Source organism: Mycolicibacterium diernhoferi (genome assembly GCF_019456655.1).
Lineage (GTDB): Bacteria > Actinomycetota > Actinomycetes > Mycobacteriales > Mycobacteriaceae > Mycobacterium > Mycobacterium diernhoferi.
Genome location: NZ_CP080332.1, coordinates 1,241,774 through 1,256,260, shown reverse-complemented (window position 1 = coordinate 1,256,260; position 14,487 = coordinate 1,241,774). Strand labels below are relative to the sequence as shown.

Sequence of the window (14,487 nt, the reverse complement as noted above, 5' to 3'; positions counted from 1 at the left end):
TCACGCCTGCCTCAGGGCGTATCAGGCTTTCGGCACTCCGAGCGTGCGGGTGAACCCCTCGGGGATCAGAATGTCCTCGGGCGTCAGATCGTGGATCGAGGACTTGGCCAGGCCGCGCAGCGCCGAGTCGATGCCCCCGGACAGAACGTCGAGGACGTTCTCCACACCGGCCTGGCCGTTGGCCGCCAGGCCCCACAGGTAGGCGCGCCCGATCATCACCGCACGGGCCCCGAGCGCGACGGCCTTGACCACATCGCTGCCGCGCCGGATGCCACCGTCCAGCAAAACCTCGACCTGGTCGCCGACGGCGTCGGCGATGGCCGGAAGGCAGCGAATCGCCGCCGGGGTGCCGTCCAGGTTGTTGCCGCCGTGGTTGGACACCGTGATCGCCGAAACACCGGCGTCCACAGCGCGTTTGGCGTCGTCGACACGCACCATGCCCTTGAGCAGGAACGGTCCGCCCCACTGCTCGCGCAGCCAGGCGACGTCTTCCCAGGTCGGCGGCGGGGTGCCCATCCATTGCCCATAGGCCTCGAAGAAGGTCGGGCCCTGTTCGCCCTTGCGGCCCTGATTGGGAACCCGCAGGTCGGGCGGACGCAGATGCTTGGCGAAGCTGTAGAACCAGCGCGGCTTGGTGATGACCTCCGGGGACATCTTCACCATCGTCTTGAGGTCCATGCTTTCCGGGATCTTGGGGCTGCCCCAGTCCCGGCCGTGACTGAAGCTCCAGTCGGTGGTCAGGATCAGGCCCTTGGCGCCGGCCGCCCGGGCCCGCTCCATCCGCGCCAGGATGTCGTCGCGACTGCCCAGCCAGTAGATCTGGAAGAAGATCTTGTCGTTGACCGCGGTCACTTCCTCCATCGGCTTGCTGGCGAACGACGACAAACCCATGGCAGTCCCACGAGCCGCGGCGGCGCGGGCGACCGCGACCTCACCGTCCGGGTCCACGGCCTGCACACCGGTCGGCGAGATGATGATGGGCATCGAAATGTCCTGCCCCATCACCGTTGTCGCCATCTCACGTTTCTCGGTCGCACCGATGACGTGCGGAGCGAAGCCCAGTTCGCCGAATGCCTCGACATTGTCGGACACCGTCAGCCCCTTCTCGCTGGCCGAGATCAGCGAGGAGTAGGCGGAGCGGGGCAGCCGTTTCTTCGCACGCTGTTGGGCGATGGCAACGGTCTCGAACCAGGTATCGCGGGCCATGATCTACACAGGACTTTCGTTACAGAACTTCTTGGGCGGGACGGTGAGGAGTTTGAGCGGGATCGGACCTTTGCGACCACCGGACCGGGAGTGGTCGACGCTGGACTTGGGCTTCTCCCGTTCGGCGGCCAGGGCGGGTTCGCCGTAGCCCTGCACGCATTCGGGATCCGGGCCGTCCATCGGCAGACCGGTGAAGAACTTGGCCGCCATGCAGCCACCCCGGCACGCGTCGTAGTGCGCGCAGCCGCTGCAGGCGCCGGCGGACTGCGGTTCGCGCAGTTCCTGGAACAGCGGGGAGCGCTGCCAGACGTTCTTGAACCCGGTGCCGAACCCGGTGTCCTCCAGGATGTTTCCGGCCAGGAACTTGTCGTGGATCGCGAACGGGCAGGCGTACACGTCACCGACCGGGTCGATCAGGCAGACCACCCGGCCCGCGCCGCACAGGTTCAGCCCGGCCAGCGCGCCCGGCTCCCCCAGACCCGACAGGTGGAAGAAGGAATCGCCGGTGAGCACGCCCTCACCGTGGGCGACCAGCCAGTCGTAGAGCTGGACCTGCTGTACCGGGGTGGGATGCAGGTCATCCCACACATCGGCCCCGCGACCGGACGGCCGCAACCGGGTGATGCGCAGGGTGGCGCCGTAATTGTCTGCCAGCGCCTTGAATTCGTCGAGCTGGTCCACGTTCTGGCGGGTCACCACGACCGAGATCTTGGCGTCCTTGAAGCCCGCCTCGCGCAGGTTCTCCAGCGCCCGGATCGCCATCGCGAACGAGCCCGGACCGCGCACTTCGTCGTTGACCTCGGCGGTCGCGCCGTCCAGCGAGATCTGCACGTCGACGTAGTCGCTGGCGGCCAGCTTCGCGGCCACCTTCTTGTCGATGCGCACACCGTTGGTGGAGAACTTCACGCCGACATGGTGTTCGGTCGCGTAGTCGACCAACTCCCAGAAGTCCGACCGCACCGTCGGTTCGCCGCCGCCGATGTTCACGTAGAACACCTGCATGCGCTCGAGCTCGTCGATGATGTCCTTGCACTGCCTTGTGCTCAGCTCACGGGGATCACGCTTACCCGAGGAAGACAGGCAGTGCACGCAGGACAGGTTGCAGGCGTAGGTCAGTTCCCAGGTGAGGCAGATCGGGGCGTCCAGCCCGTGCTCGAACTGCTCGACCAGACGGGGCACCTTGACCGGGGCCGGGGCCTTTACCGGCGGCAATACGGCGGTCATTCGGTCTCCTTCGCGACCAGCATGTGGGATTTCACCAGCACACTCAGCGCGTGTAGATAGGGAGCTTGGGCGTCGTCGTCGATTCCGGCGGCGCGGCAAGCGGATCGGACACTCGGGTGCTCGTCCAGCGAGTTGACCACGTCGAGGATCGTCCGATTCTTGAGAAAGGACAGCTTGCGGGTACCGAAGTGGTACAGCAGCGCCCCGAACGGCTCCGGCCGCACCGCCACCTGGTGGTGCAGCCGCCAGCCGCGATCGGGGTCGAACGCCACTGCATCAGCAGTGGGTGCGGTCACGATCAGTAAACCCCGCACATACCGTCGATCGAGACCTCTTCGACGAGGGACTCGGTGACGAGCTGAGCTTCGGTCTCGACCTGCTGATTCTGGTCCATGAATCGCACCTTTCTGGGCTGTAATGGGTCAGGCTCTCGACATTTGTGACCCGGCTCGCAAGAATATGGCATCGAGTGCAGGAATGGAAGAGGTGGGTTGATGACGCAGGTGTCCGGACATCGTGTCGGCCGCCGGCCGTCCACCACGCAGGACCACATCACCGCCGTCGCCCTGGACCTGTTCGCCAGTCGCGGCTTCGACGAGGTGAGCGTCGACGATGTCGCCCGGGCGGCCGGGATCGCGCGGCGCACCCTGTTCCGCTACTACCCGTCCAAGAACGCCATCCCCTGGGGCGACTTCGACGCCCACCTGAACCTGATGCGGGCGCTACTGGCCAAGGCCGACCCGCAGATGGGCATCGGCGAGGCCCTGCGCACCGCACTGCTGGCGTTCAACGAGTTCGACGACAAGGAACGGCACCGCCAGCGGATGCGCCTCATCTTGGGAACCGATGCGCTACAGGCACATTCGATGACCATGTATGCCGGCTGGCGCGGCGTCGTCGCAGAATTCGTGGCCCGCCGGCGTGGCGAGGAACCCGACGGACTTGTCCCGCAGACGGTCGCCTGGTCCCTGCTGGGCGTGGCCCTGACCGCCTACGAGCAGTGGCTGGCCGACGAATCGGCGTCCCTGCACGACCTGCTGGGTGAATCCTTCGACGTGGTCGGTCGCGGCCTCTCCGACCTGTGACTTGCGGAGTCTTACCCGGAGCCATTCGGGCAAGACTCCACAAACCGCGAGAAATTGGGGTGCCGGAGTTCGGCCCCGGTCGGCGACGATAAGGGTGTGAGCGTCGAATCGGGTCACCGCGATGCCCCTCGGGAGCTGCTGGAGCTCTACGACGAGGCCTTGCCGATCGTGTACGGGTACTTCGGCCGGCGCTGCGGTGACCGGGCGGTCGCCGAGGATCTGACCTCGGAGACCTTCCTGGCCGCCATGGACGCGGCACGCAAGCCGGCACCGCCGCCGATGACGGTGCCCTGGCTGCTCGGGGTGGCCCGGCACAAACTCGCCGACCACTACCGGCGCGGGCACGCTCACTTCAGCGACCCGGTGGCCGAACCGCCGGAGCCGACCGACCCGGTCGACGAATGGGACGCCGAACTGGACCGCATCGTCGCCGAGGCGGTGCTGGCCCGGCTGCCCGAACACCATCGCACCGTGCTGGCGCTGCGCTACCTCGACGACTGCACGGTCGGCGAGTGCGCCGAACTGATCGGACGCACCGTGCACGCCACCGAAACCCTGCTGGTACGCGCCCGCCGCGCCTTCAGATCCCATTACCCGGCACCGGAAGGAGGGCGGCCGTGAACAACTCGCACGATCCGTTGGCCGTGCTGCGTGGCGGCGACCAACCGATCACCCCCGATCCGGCGTTCGCGGCCCGGCTGCGCGCCCGTCTGGAGTCGGCCCTCTCCCTGCCCGCCAATACGTCAGGAGTTGTCATGAGTGGCACCGATACCGCCATCACAGAACTGAACTCGACCGGCACCGCGGCACCGCGCCCGGCGGCCATCCCATATCTGTCGGTACCGGATGCGCGCACCGCGATCGACTGGTACATCGACGCACTGGGGGCCAGCCTCGTCGGCGCCCCGATCCTGATGGACGACGGGCGGGTCGGGCACGCCGAGTTGTCCGTCGGCGGCGGAATCCTCTACCTGGCCGACGAGTACCCGGAGCTCGGCCTCAAAGCGCCTGCCCCGCAGTCCGTCTCCGTCAGCCTGATGCTTGCCGTCGACGATACCGATGCGGCGCTGCGGCGCGCCCGGGACCGCGGCGCCACGGTGCTGCAAGAGGCGCACGAGAGTCACGGGTCGCGCGGGGCGACGATTCTCGATCCGTCCGGGCACCGGTGGATGCTGTCCGGCCCGATCACCGGTGCGCCGCTGCTGATCCAGCACGGCGACATCGGCTACGTGTCGATCAACACCCCGGACGCCGCGCGCGCCAAGCGCTTCTACGCACAGGTGCTCGGCTGGTCGTTCGAGGGGCACCACGTGGTACCGCCGAGCGAATCCGCGCTGTCGATGGGCATTTTCGAGACCCCGGGCCTCAGCACGCTGTTCTGCTGCTACGCCGTCGATGATCTCGATGCCGCTCGCGAGGCGATCCTGACCGGCGGCGGGACGGTCGGCGAACCGCAGCGCCGCGAGTTCGGCACGGTGCTCGACGCCACCGATCCGCAGGGCTCACCGTTCGCGGTGTACCGCGATACCGCGGGAACCCCGCGGCCACCGCTGAACGGGGCCGGGCCGGGCGAGCTGTCCTACATCACCTATCTCGTCGAGGACTCCGCCGCCTTCCGGGCGTTCTACAGCCGGGTGCTGTACTGGACGTTCGAACCCGGCCGTGTCCAGGATGGTTGGGCCGTACAGGGATCGCAGCCGATGGCGGGGATGGCCGGCGGTTCGGCGCAACCCTCGACGGTGCCGATGTGGACGGTCGAGGACATCGATGCCGCGGTGGCCCGGGTGCGGGCGGCCGGCGGCGTGATCGTCGAGGAACCCTCTACCCAGCCCTACGGCAAGTCCGCGTTGTGCGCCGACGATCAGGGCGGCCGGTTCTACCTGGGCCAACACTAGGGAGGCCAGCACTAGCGATTTCGGCGCGCTCACGTTCACTTTGCGAACGTCAGCGCGCCGAAATCGCTAAGAGGGCAGGACGTCGGTGATGGCGGCGCCCGAGGCGATCTTGCCGCGGGCCTTCATCACCTTGCCGGGCATCCCGCCACCGACCACGGCGGTGACGACACCGTCGCGTTCGTAGTAGGCCAGGAACTTACGGCCGTCGTCCTCCACGAGGTGCACCACGTCGTCGGCGGCCGGTTCGCCTAGGCACTGGATCTTGACGTCGTACTGATCGCTCCAGAAGTACGGCACCGAGATCGCCGGGCTGCCCGGCTCCTGCCCCAGGATCGCCGGCACCAGCACCCGCGCCTGCTCGGCGACGTTGCTCCAATGCTCGACGCGCACTTGGTGTCCGACCTCGGAGCGCCAGGATGCCACATCACCGATGGCCCACACGTGCTCGACGTTGGTCCGCCCGGCGTCATCGCACACGACGCCGTTGTCCACCGCGATGCCGCTGCCTTCCAGCCAGCCGGTGACCGGATGCGAACCGATCCCGACGACGACGATGTCGGCGTCCAGTTCGGTGCCGTCGGAGAGCACGACCTTCTCGACCTTGTCCGTGCCGGCCACCGAGGCGACCCCGACACCGCAGCGCACATCCACGCCCTCGGCCCGGTGCAGGCGGGTGACCAACGACCCGATCTGCTCGCCGAGCACCGAGGCCAGCGGGGTCGGCTGCGGTTCGACGATCACCACGTCGACACCGAGTTGGCGCAGGCTGGCGGCCACCTCACAGCCGATGAAACCGGCACCGACGATGACGGCACGCCGGGCGGTCGCGGCGTGCTCACGCAGCTCGGCGCTCTCCCCGATGGAGCGCAGCACCCGGATGCCCTCCAGGTCCGGGAAGGATGGAATGCGCTTGGGGGCAAGACCGGTCGCGATGACGAGCTCGTCGTACCCGAGCGTCGAGCCATCGGCCAGGGTCAGCACCTTCGCCGCGGGATCCACCGACTGCGCCGCCGCTCCCAGGCGCAGCGTGATGTTGTTCTCGTCGTAGAACTCCTGCGGCTTGAGCACCACATCGTGGTCCGGGTTGCGCAGGACTTCCTTGGACAGCGGCGGCCGGTCGTACGGCAGGTGCTGCTCGTCGCTGACGATGGTGATAGATCCGGCGTATTCGGCGCGACGCAACTGCTCGGCGGTCCGGGCTGCAGCCAACCCACCACCGACAATGACGATTCCACCATTAGTTGTCACGTGGGTCTTCTTACACGATGACCGTCGCGTTGTGCCCGCCTACCCCATTCTCACCGGTCAGTGCCGCGCTCGATGATGTTGGACAACACCACGATGCTCTCGCTGCGTTCGATGTCGGCGCTGGCCCGGATGCGTTCCAGCGCGTCCTCGAGGTGGCGCATATCGCGGGCCAGCACGTGCAGGATGGCGTCGGCGGTGCCGGTCACCGTGGCGGCGCTGACCACTTCGGGGATGTCCACCCAGGCCTGGCGCAGCGCGCTGGGGGCGATGGTGCCCTGGCAGTAGACCTGCACATAGGCCTCGGTGGTCCAGCCCAGCGCATTGCGATCGACGACGGCGGTGAACCCGCGGATCACCCCGCGTTCCACCATGCGGTCGACCCGGCGCTTGACGGCCGGAGCGGACAGGTTCACCCGCTCGCCGATCTCGGCGAAGGTGGCCCGGGCATCGTCGGTCAGCTCGGCCAGGATGCGCTCGTCGGTTTCGTCCATCGATTCGGCCTCCTTGAACAACAGATCGTCGACTTCTGATCTTTCACGCAATAGATACACACCATAGACGCAATGGTCGGCGATTGATTGCAGCGTAGCCGGCCAATACCGTCAGGGTCATGACGGTTTCCGATCTCACCGCCGCCGCTCCTGCCTGCGCCCGGGGGCCGGTTCGCCGGGCACGTGCCCGGCACTTCGCCATGACCGCGCCGCGCCACTTCGCCGTCGAGTACGCCATCAACCCGTGGATGGACACCAGCGTGCCCGTCGATGTGGATCTCGCACTGCGGCAGTGGGAGACGCTGCGCGCGACCTACATCGACCTGGGCCACACCGTCGACCTGGTGGACGCCGTCGCCGGGCTACCGGACATGGTCTACGCGGCCAACGGCGGCTTGATCGTCGACGGTCACGCAGTGCTCGCGCACTTCACCTTCCCCCAGCGCGCCGCCGAGGCCGACGCCTACGCGGCCTGGATGACGGCGGCGGGCTGGCACCCCGAGCGCACCCGCCACCACAACGAAGGCCAGGGCGATCTACTGGTCGCCGGGTCAACAGTGTTGGCCGGCCACGGTTTTCGGACAGACCGACGCGCGCACGACGAGATCGCCGAGCTCACCGGCCTGCCGGTCACCAGCCTGGAACTCGTCGACCCGCGCTTCTACCACCTCGACACCGCGCTCACCGTGCTCAGCGATGAACCCGCCACCATCGCCTACTACCCGCCGGCGTTCACCGCGGACGCGGTGGCCGTGCTGCGCGAGATGTTCCCCACCGCCATCGAGGTCGGCTCCGCGGACGCCTTCGTGCTCGGCCTCAACGCGGTGTCCGACGGGCGCCACGTGGTGCTGCCGGCCGGGGCCACCGGCTTCGCCGATCAGCTGCGCGCCGCCGGATTCGAGCCCATCGGTGTGGACCTGTCCGAGCTGCTCAAGGGCGGCGGGTCCGTCAAATGCTGCACGCTGGAGGTGTATTCGTGACGATGATGCATGAGATCGGCAGCACGGCGATCGCCCTGGAAGAGCGCCACACCGCGCACAACTACGCGCCGCTGCCGGTGGTCGCGGCGTCCGCCGAGGGGGTCTGGATCACCGATGTGGACGGCCGCCGCTACCTGGACTGCCTGGCCGCCTACTCGGCAGTGAACTTCGGTCACCGCAATCCGGTGATCACCGCTGCCGCGCATGCCCAACTCGACACCGTCACCCTGGTGAGCCGGGCGTTTCACTCCGACCGGCTCGGCCCGTTCTGTGCGGCGCTGGCCCGGTTGTGCGGCAAGGACATGGTGCTGCCGATGAACAGCGGCGCCGAAGCGGTGGAGAGCGCCATCAAGGTTGCCCGCAAATGGGGCACCGACGTATTGGGCGTGCCGGCCGGCACGGCGAATATCGTGGTGGCGCGGAACAACTTTCACGGACGCACCACGACCATCATCAGTTTCTCCGACGACCCGGCGGCCCGGGACGGCTTCGGGCCCTACACCCCCGGGTTCCGGTCCGTCCCGTTCGGTGATGCGGACGCCCTGGCAAGGACCATCGACGAGAACACGGTGGCCGTCCTGCTGGAGCCGATCCAGGGCGAGGCGGGCATCATCGTGCCACCCGACGATTTCCTGCCCCGGGTGCGCCGGCTGTGTACGGATCGCAACGTGCTGATGATCGCCGACGAGATCCAGTCCGGGCTGGCCCGAACCGGCCGGACCTTCGCCTGCGATCACTGGGGTGTGGTGCCCGATGTCTACCTGCTGGGCAAGGCGCTGGGCGGTGGGGTGATTCCGCTGTCCGCGGTGGTCGCCGATCGCGGTGTGCTCGGTGTGCTGCACCCCGGTGAGCACGGCTCCACGTTCGGCGGAAATCCGCTGGCCGCCGCCATCGGGTCCACCGTCGTCGAGATCCTGGAAACCGGTGAATACCAGGCCCGCTCGGCCGAACTCGGCGCCCATCTGCGCGACCGGCTGGCCGGCGTCCGGGGCGTCACCGCGGTGCGCGGCAAGGGCCTGTGGGCCGGCGTCGACATCGACGCCGGCCTGGGCACCGGCAGACAGGTCAGCCTGCGGCTGGCCGAACACGGTGTCCTGGTCAAGGACACCCATGGCCAGACCCTGCGCTTCGCACCACCGCTGGTCATCACCGCCGATGAGATCGACTGGGCGATAGACCGATTCGCCGAGGCCCTGTCGGGGTCTAGTACTTCATGACCCCGCGGTCGACGGCGATCTGACTGCCCGAGAGCGTCGCCGAGCCGTCCCCGGCCAGCCACGCGACCACGTCGGCCACCTCTCCGGGGGTCATGAACGCCGCCAGCCCCTCGCTCTTCCCGTCGGCGACCCGGTGATACGGCATCGGGGCGAAGCTGTGCAGGAAACTCGGGTGCTTGGCGAACAGCGCGCCCATCGCCTCCGGCTCGATCATCGGGGTGTCGATCGAGTACGGATGGATGGAGTTCACCCGAATTCCGTACTCCCCCACCTCAAGTGCCAGCGTGTTGGTCAGCGCGGTGAGTCCATGCTTGGACGCCGCGTAGTGCCCGTTCCCGGGCGTCGCCTTCAACCCGGCCGAGGAACTCACGATGATGATCGACCCGCCGTTACCGGCCTCGATCATCGCCGGGACCGTCGCCCGGATGGTCCGCCAGGTGCCGTTGAGGTTGACGTCGACCACGGTGTCCCACTGATCCGGCGTCAGCTCCCACAGCCTGCCCCAGCTGAGCACCCCGGCGTTGGCCACCACGATGTCGAGCCGGCCGAACTGCTCTTTCGCGTCGGCCACCAGCTGCTCCTGGGCCGCCAGGTCGCGGACGTCGACGGCCCGGGCCAGCACCTTGCGGCCGGTTGCCTCGACCGCGCGCACCGTCTCGGCGAGGTCCTCGGCGGTCGCCGGCGGATAGGTGATCGAACTCGACACCGGCGCACAGACATCGGAGGCGATGATGTCGGCACCCTCGGTCGCCAACCGGACGGCGTGCGCCCGCCCCTGGCCACGGGCCGCCCCCGTGATGAAGGCGACCTTCCCCTCCAGATTTCCGCTTACCGCCGCCATGACCAGTCCTTTCGTCAGCCCCGGGTCAGGCTAGCAGTCAACTGAAACGTGTTCTAGTAATCCCCGCGCAACTAGAAGCTGACCGGGTCCCGCAGGATCGGGCAGGTCATACAGTGCCCACCTCCGCGCCCGCGGCCCAGTTCGGCGCCCACGATGGTGATCACCTCGACCCCCGCCTTGCGCAGCAGCGAGTTGGTGTGGATGTTGCGGTCATAGGCGAACACGACGCCGGGTTCGACGGCGACCAGGTTGTTGCCGCTGTCCCACTGCTGTCGTTCCGAGTCGTACCGGGTGCCTCCGGTCTCCACGATCCGCAGCTCCGCCAGGCCCAATGCGGCGGCCACCACCTCGGTGAACGGCTTGTCCTCCTCGACCACCTCGATCCCGGGGTCCCGGTCGCTGGGCAGCAGGGTGAACGGGGCGATGTTGTCCACGATGTCGGGGTAGATGGTCACCACGTCCCGGTCGGCGAAGGTGAACACCGTGTCCAGGTGCATGGCCGCGCGCAGTTTCGGCATGCCGGCCACGATCACCTTCTCGGCGGCCCCCTGCGCGAACAGTTCGGCGGCCACCTGGGTGATGGCCTGGCGCGATGTGCGTTCACTCATCCCGATGAGCACCACGCCATTACCCGGGATGAGGACGTCCCCACCCTCGATGGTGGCCAACCCCCAGGACTTCTCCGGATCTCCCCACCACACCGTGGACCCCACGTAGTCGGGGTGGAATTCGTAGATGGCCTTCATCAGCAGTGTCTCGTCGTGACGGGCCGGCCAGTACAGCGGGTTCAGGGTCAGGCCGCCGTAGAACCAGCAGGTGGTGTCGCGGGTGTAGAGCGTGTTCGGCAGTGGTGGCATCAGGTACTCGGTGACGCCGGAGTCCTCGCGCGCCAACGCCCGGTAGCCGGACCGGATATCGCTGGGCAGGTCCCGGGTGGACATCCCGCCGATCAGCAGTTCGGCGAGCCTGCGCGCCTCCAGGGAATCCAGGAAGCCCCGGGTGTCGTCGACGAGCCCGAGACCGACCTCGTTGGCCACGATCTTGCGGTCCAGCAGCCAGGCCTTGGCCTCGGGGATCTGCATCGTCTGGGTCAGCAGTTCGTGCAACTCGACGACCTCGACATCGCGGTCACGCATCTTGTCCATGAAGTCGAAGTGGTCGCGCCGCGCATTCTGCACCCAGAGCACATCGTCGAACAGGAGGTCGTCGCAGTTCGTCGGGGTGAGCCGCTCGTGGGCCAGCCCCGGCGAGCAGACCAGCACCTTGCGCAGCGTGCCGACCTCGGAGTGCACCCCGTAGGAGGCAGACGGTTGGGTGGTCATTTCGAGTCCTCTCAGATTGCGATCGCGCCGGTGATCAGGAAGATGACGCCGGCCACTGCGCCCGCCACGATGACGGCACACAGCACGGCCTCAGCCGGGGTGAACACTCGAACGTTGTTCTCCCGACGTGCTTTCCAGTACAGCAGCGCACCGGGGGCGTACAGGATGCAGGACAGCAGCAGGTGGTCCCAGCCGGCCGCGTACACCAAGAACAGGGTGTAGATCGTGGCCACCGCGGAGATCACCATGTCCGGCACCAGCGACCGCCGGTCCCCGTAGGTCTCCCGGGTGAGGGTCAACTTGAGGGCGTACGCCGCGGCCAGCAGATACGGGATCAGCGCCAGCGCGGCCGTCAGGTCGAGCATGAAATCCAGCGCCTCGGAAGTGAACAGCAGCAGGATCAGGAGCAACTGCACCAGACCACCGGCCATCACCAACGCCGGAACCGGAGCACCGTTGGCATTCTCCTTCGCCAGGAACTTGGGCATGTCCTTGGCTTTCGCCGGAATGTAGAGGATCTCGGCGGCCATCAACGTCCAGGCCAGATAGGCCCCCAACACCGAGAGGATCACACCGACCCGGATGAATACCGAACCCCATTCGCCGACAACGGATTCCAGGACCGATGCCATAGCCGGCTGGGCGACGCCGGCCAGTTCGGACTGGGTCATGACCCCGTAGGAGGACAGTGTGACGAGCATGAAGACCGCGAGCACGGACAGGAAACCGATGACGGTGGCCCTGCCCACATCCTCGCGCTTGCGGGCGAAGCGGGAATACACGCTGGCACCCTCGATACCCAGGAACACGAACACCGTGATCAGCATGGTGCCCTTGGCCTGTTCGAACAACGAACTCGCAGAATAGTTTCCGTCCCCGCCCCAGAAGTTCCCGGCGAACACGTCGGCCTTGAAGGCGATCAGGGCGATCACGATGAACACCAGGATCGGCACGATCTTGGCGAAGGTGGCGATCCGGTTGATGATCGCCGCCTCCTTGACGCCGCGAATGATCAGGTAGAAGAACAACCACACCCCGATCGATGAGCAGATCACCGCCAGGACCGTGTCCCCGGCACCGAGAGCGGGGAACAGCGCACTGGTGGTCGCCATGATCAGAACCCAGTAGGAGGTGTTGCCCGCACACGCCGACGCCCAGAATCCGAACGCGGAGTTGAAGCCGACATAGTCCCCGAAGCCGGCCCGCGCATAGGCGTAGATGCCGGCGTCCAGGTCGGGCTTGCGGGTGGCCAGGCGCTGGAAGACGAAGGCCAGCATCAGCATGCCGGCACCGGCGATGGTCCACGCGATCAGCGCACCGGCCACGCCGGCTTCGGCACCGAACCGCCGCGGCAGCAGGAACACGCCGGACCCGATCATCGAGCCGACGACCATCGCGGTCAGCGTGGTGAGACTGACCTTGTTGTCACGATCGCTGGTGGTCACCTCGGTAGCAGTCACTGGTCGACCCCAGCTTCCTCATCGGATTGAGTTTTCAGGATCCGGAATCCGGTGAAACCGTAGAGCACACTGAGGACCGGACTGAAGATGTTGAACAACGCAAAAGGCAGGTAGGCCAGCGTGGAAACTCCGAGCACCGCGCTCATGAACGCGCCACACGAGTTCCACGGGATCAGCGCCGAGGTGACGGTACCGCTGTCCGCCGCGAGGCGGGACAGGTTCTGAGGCGCCAATTGCCTTCGCTCGAACTCGATCCGGTACATCCGGCTCGGCAGCACCAGCGCGATGTACTGGTCGCCGGCGACGATATTGAGGCCGAATCCGGTCGCGAAGACCGACAGATAGAGCCGGCCGGTGGTTGTTGCGGATGCAATGAGCGGATGGATGATCCGGTCGAGTAGGCCGAACTGCTCCAGCAGCGCGCCGAAGGTGACGGCCGCGATGATCAGCCAGATGGTGAGCAGCATGCTGTCCATCCCACCGCGTGACAACAACTGGTCGATTTCACCGATCCCGGAGTTCATGGCAAATCCGTTGGCCATGGCCTTCCAAGTGGCTTGCACCCCACCGATTATCGGATCACTGCTGCCGCCGAAACCTACGACGAACTCGGCGATGACATCGCGTTGCAGAATCGCCGCCTGCGCACCGGCGAACAAGGATGAAGCCAGAAGGGCAAGCGATGCCGGTGTTTTTCGAATTGACAACACTGCCAGCAATACCATCGGGAGCAGGTTCCATGGGTTGATCCAGTAGATGTCACCGAGCTTGGCCAGTTCGACGGCCTCGGCGACCTCGTCGTGCACGGCCGGTCCCGCAACGCCGAGTACCGCAAACACAATGGCCGCCAACACGAATGCCGGTATCGACGTCCAGGCCTGACTCCGGATATGGGTGTAGAGATCCACCTTCACCATCTGAGCGGTGAGGATGGTGGTCTCCGACAGCGGGGAGAGCTTGTCACCGAGATAGGCGCCGGAGATCACCGCACCCGCGGTGATCGGTGCGGATACTCCCACCATCACGGCAATCCCCACCAGACCCACCCCGATGGTGCCCGCGGTGGTCCAGGAACTGCCGATGGACAGCGCCACCACCCCGCAGATGACGGCCGCGGCGATATAGAAGAAGCCCGGGGACAGCACCTGAATTCCGTAGTACACCAGGGTCGGAATGGTTCCCGAGAGATTCCAGGTTCCGATCAGCGCACCCACCGCGAGCAGGATGAACAACGCGCTGGTGATCGAGGACAGGGCACCTTGGCCGGCCTCCTGAACCGCGGGCCAGCGATGTCCGTTCTTCATCGCGATCAGCGCCGCCACGGCGCAGCACAGGACGAGCGCCACCTGAATCGGCCCGTCCAGTGCGGCAAGGCCGAACAGTGCCAGCGCACCCGCGATCAGACCGGCGAGCACGCCCAGCGGAAGCAGTGCATCGAGCAGCGAAGGCGGCCGGACCGCGGTGAACCCCCCAGCATCCGTCACCGAATCCTCCCAGGCCCCAGACAGATGCGTCGGA

15 protein-coding genes are annotated in these 14,487 nt (G+C 66.9%); 5 read left to right on the top strand and 10 right to left on the bottom strand.

Annotation, left to right across the window (positions count from 1 at the left end):
• Positions 1-21 precede the first annotated feature (21 nt).
• Genes mftD through mftA form a run of 4 tightly spaced genes read right to left on the bottom strand, consistent with a single transcriptional unit; the run spans position 22 to position 2,824 of the window.
• Positions 22-1,206 (bottom strand): pre-mycofactocin synthase MftD, encoded by a 1,185-nt coding sequence (gene mftD / locus K0O62_RS05975; protein ID WP_073856292.1) that lies wholly within the window; start codon positions 1,204-1,206, stop codon positions 22-24.
• A 3-nt stretch (positions 1,207-1,209) separates the two neighbouring features.
• Entirely contained in the window at positions 1,210-2,430 is a 1,221-nt protein-coding gene (mftC, locus tag K0O62_RS05970; protein WP_073856291.1) for a mycofactocin radical SAM maturase, read from the bottom strand.
• Entirely contained in the window at positions 2,427-2,744 is a 318-nt protein-coding gene (gene mftB / locus K0O62_RS05965) for a mycofactocin biosynthesis chaperone MftB (protein ID WP_197690405.1), read from the bottom strand. The genes mftC and mftB overlap by 4 nt, the downstream gene beginning before the upstream one ends.
• Entirely contained in the window at positions 2,729-2,824 is a 96-nt protein-coding gene (mftA, locus tag K0O62_RS05960) for a mycofactocin precursor MftA (protein ID WP_073856536.1), read from the bottom strand. Before mftA ends, mftB begins: the two co-directional genes overlap by 16 nt.
• Before the next feature lie 100 nt (positions 2,825-2,924).
• On the opposite strand from mftA, the gene mftR reads away from it, so the two are divergent.
• The 3 genes from mftR to K0O62_RS05945 all read left to right on the top strand — a co-directional run bounded on the left by mftR (position 2,925) and on the right by K0O62_RS05945 (position 5,410).
• Positions 2,925-3,515, top strand: coding sequence for a mycofactocin system transcriptional regulator MftR (gene mftR / locus K0O62_RS05955; RefSeq protein ID WP_073856289.1), 591 nt, complete (start codon positions 2,925-2,927; stop codon positions 3,513-3,515).
• A gap of 96 nt (positions 3,516-3,611) precedes the next feature.
• Positions 3,612-4,136, top strand: coding sequence for an RNA polymerase sigma factor (locus K0O62_RS05950; RefSeq protein WP_073856288.1), 525 nt, complete (start codon positions 3,612-3,614; stop codon positions 4,134-4,136).
• Entirely contained in the window at positions 4,133-5,410 is a 1,278-nt protein-coding gene (locus K0O62_RS05945; RefSeq protein ID WP_073856287.1) for a VOC family protein, read from the top strand. The genes K0O62_RS05950 and K0O62_RS05945 overlap by 4 nt, the downstream gene beginning before the upstream one ends.
• A 66-nt stretch (positions 5,411-5,476) precedes the next feature.
• Here K0O62_RS05945 and K0O62_RS05940 read toward each other — a convergent pair whose 3' ends face one another.
• The gene (locus K0O62_RS05940) at positions 5,477-6,658 is read right to left on the bottom strand and encodes an NAD(P)/FAD-dependent oxidoreductase (RefSeq protein WP_073856286.1); all 1,182 of its coding nucleotides are present in this window, start codon (positions 6,656-6,658) and stop codon (positions 5,477-5,479) included.
• A gap of 50 nt (positions 6,659-6,708) precedes the next feature.
• Positions 6,709-7,149, bottom strand: coding sequence for an Rv2324 family transcriptional regulator (locus K0O62_RS05935; RefSeq protein WP_073856535.1), 441 nt, complete (start codon positions 7,147-7,149; stop codon positions 6,709-6,711).
• 119 nt (positions 7,150-7,268) lie between these two features.
• On the opposite strand from K0O62_RS05935, the gene ddaH reads away from it, so the two are divergent.
• Together ddaH and rocD are read left to right on the top strand one after the other, a co-directional pair.
• The gene (gene ddaH / locus K0O62_RS05930) at positions 7,269-8,129 is read left to right on the top strand and encodes a dimethylargininase (protein ID WP_073856285.1); all 861 of its coding nucleotides are present in this window, start codon (positions 7,269-7,271) and stop codon (positions 8,127-8,129) included.
• 2 nt (positions 8,130-8,131) lie between these two features.
• Positions 8,132-9,346 (top strand): ornithine--oxo-acid transaminase, encoded by a 1,215-nt coding sequence (rocD, locus tag K0O62_RS05925; RefSeq protein ID WP_073856284.1) that lies wholly within the window; start codon positions 8,132-8,134, stop codon positions 9,344-9,346.
• On the opposite strand, the gene K0O62_RS05920 is transcribed toward rocD, so the two are convergent.
• From K0O62_RS05920 to nhaC, 4 genes are all read right to left on the bottom strand, one after another.
• A complete protein-coding gene (locus K0O62_RS05920) occupies positions 9,333-10,187 on the bottom strand; it encodes a mycofactocin-coupled SDR family oxidoreductase (protein WP_073856283.1) in 855 nt (284 codons plus the stop codon). The two genes, rocD and K0O62_RS05920, sit on opposite strands and share 14 nt — an antisense overlap.
• Positions 10,188-10,258: 71 nt before the next feature.
• Positions 10,259-11,509: an arginine deiminase gene (locus K0O62_RS05915; RefSeq protein ID WP_073856282.1), complete on the bottom strand. Its 1,251-nt coding sequence runs from the start codon at positions 11,507-11,509 to the stop codon at positions 10,259-10,261.
• A gap of 11 nt (positions 11,510-11,520) precedes the next feature.
• Positions 11,521-12,969, bottom strand: coding sequence for a basic amino acid/polyamine antiporter (locus K0O62_RS05910; protein WP_073856281.1), 1,449 nt, complete (start codon positions 12,967-12,969; stop codon positions 11,521-11,523).
• On the bottom strand, positions 12,966-14,453 hold the full coding sequence (nhaC, locus tag K0O62_RS05905; protein WP_205870714.1) for a Na+/H+ antiporter NhaC: 1,488 nt from the start codon (positions 14,451-14,453) through the stop codon (positions 12,966-12,968). The genes K0O62_RS05910 and nhaC overlap by 4 nt, the downstream gene beginning before the upstream one ends.
• Between the last annotated feature and the right edge of the window lie 34 nt (positions 14,454-14,487).

Coding starts and splice junctions, on each gene's coding strand:
- mftD (WP_073856292.1), bottom strand. CDS start 1,206: ATGGCCCGCGATACCTGGTTCGAGACCGTTGCCATCGCCCAACAGCGT.
- mftC (WP_073856291.1), bottom strand. CDS start 2,430: ATGACCGCCGTATTGCCGCCGGTAAAGGCCCCGGCCCCGGTCAAGGTG.
- mftA (WP_073856536.1), bottom strand. CDS start 2,824: ATGGACCAGAATCAGCAGGTCGAGACCGAAGCTCAGCTCGTCACCGAG.
- mftR (WP_073856289.1), top strand. CDS start 2,925: ATGACGCAGGTGTCCGGACATCGTGTCGGCCGCCGGCCGTCCACCACG.
- K0O62_RS05935 (WP_073856535.1), bottom strand. CDS start 7,149: ATGGACGAAACCGACGAGCGCATCCTGGCCGAGCTGACCGACGATGCC.
- ddaH (WP_073856285.1), top strand. CDS start 7,269: ATGACGGTTTCCGATCTCACCGCCGCCGCTCCTGCCTGCGCCCGGGGG.
- rocD (WP_073856284.1), top strand. CDS start 8,132: ATGATGCATGAGATCGGCAGCACGGCGATCGCCCTGGAAGAGCGCCAC.
- K0O62_RS05920 (WP_073856283.1), bottom strand. CDS start 10,187: ATGGCGGCGGTAAGCGGAAATCTGGAGGGGAAGGTCGCCTTCATCACG.
- K0O62_RS05915 (WP_073856282.1), bottom strand. CDS start 11,509: ATGACCACCCAACCGTCTGCCTCCTACGGGGTGCACTCCGAGGTCGGC.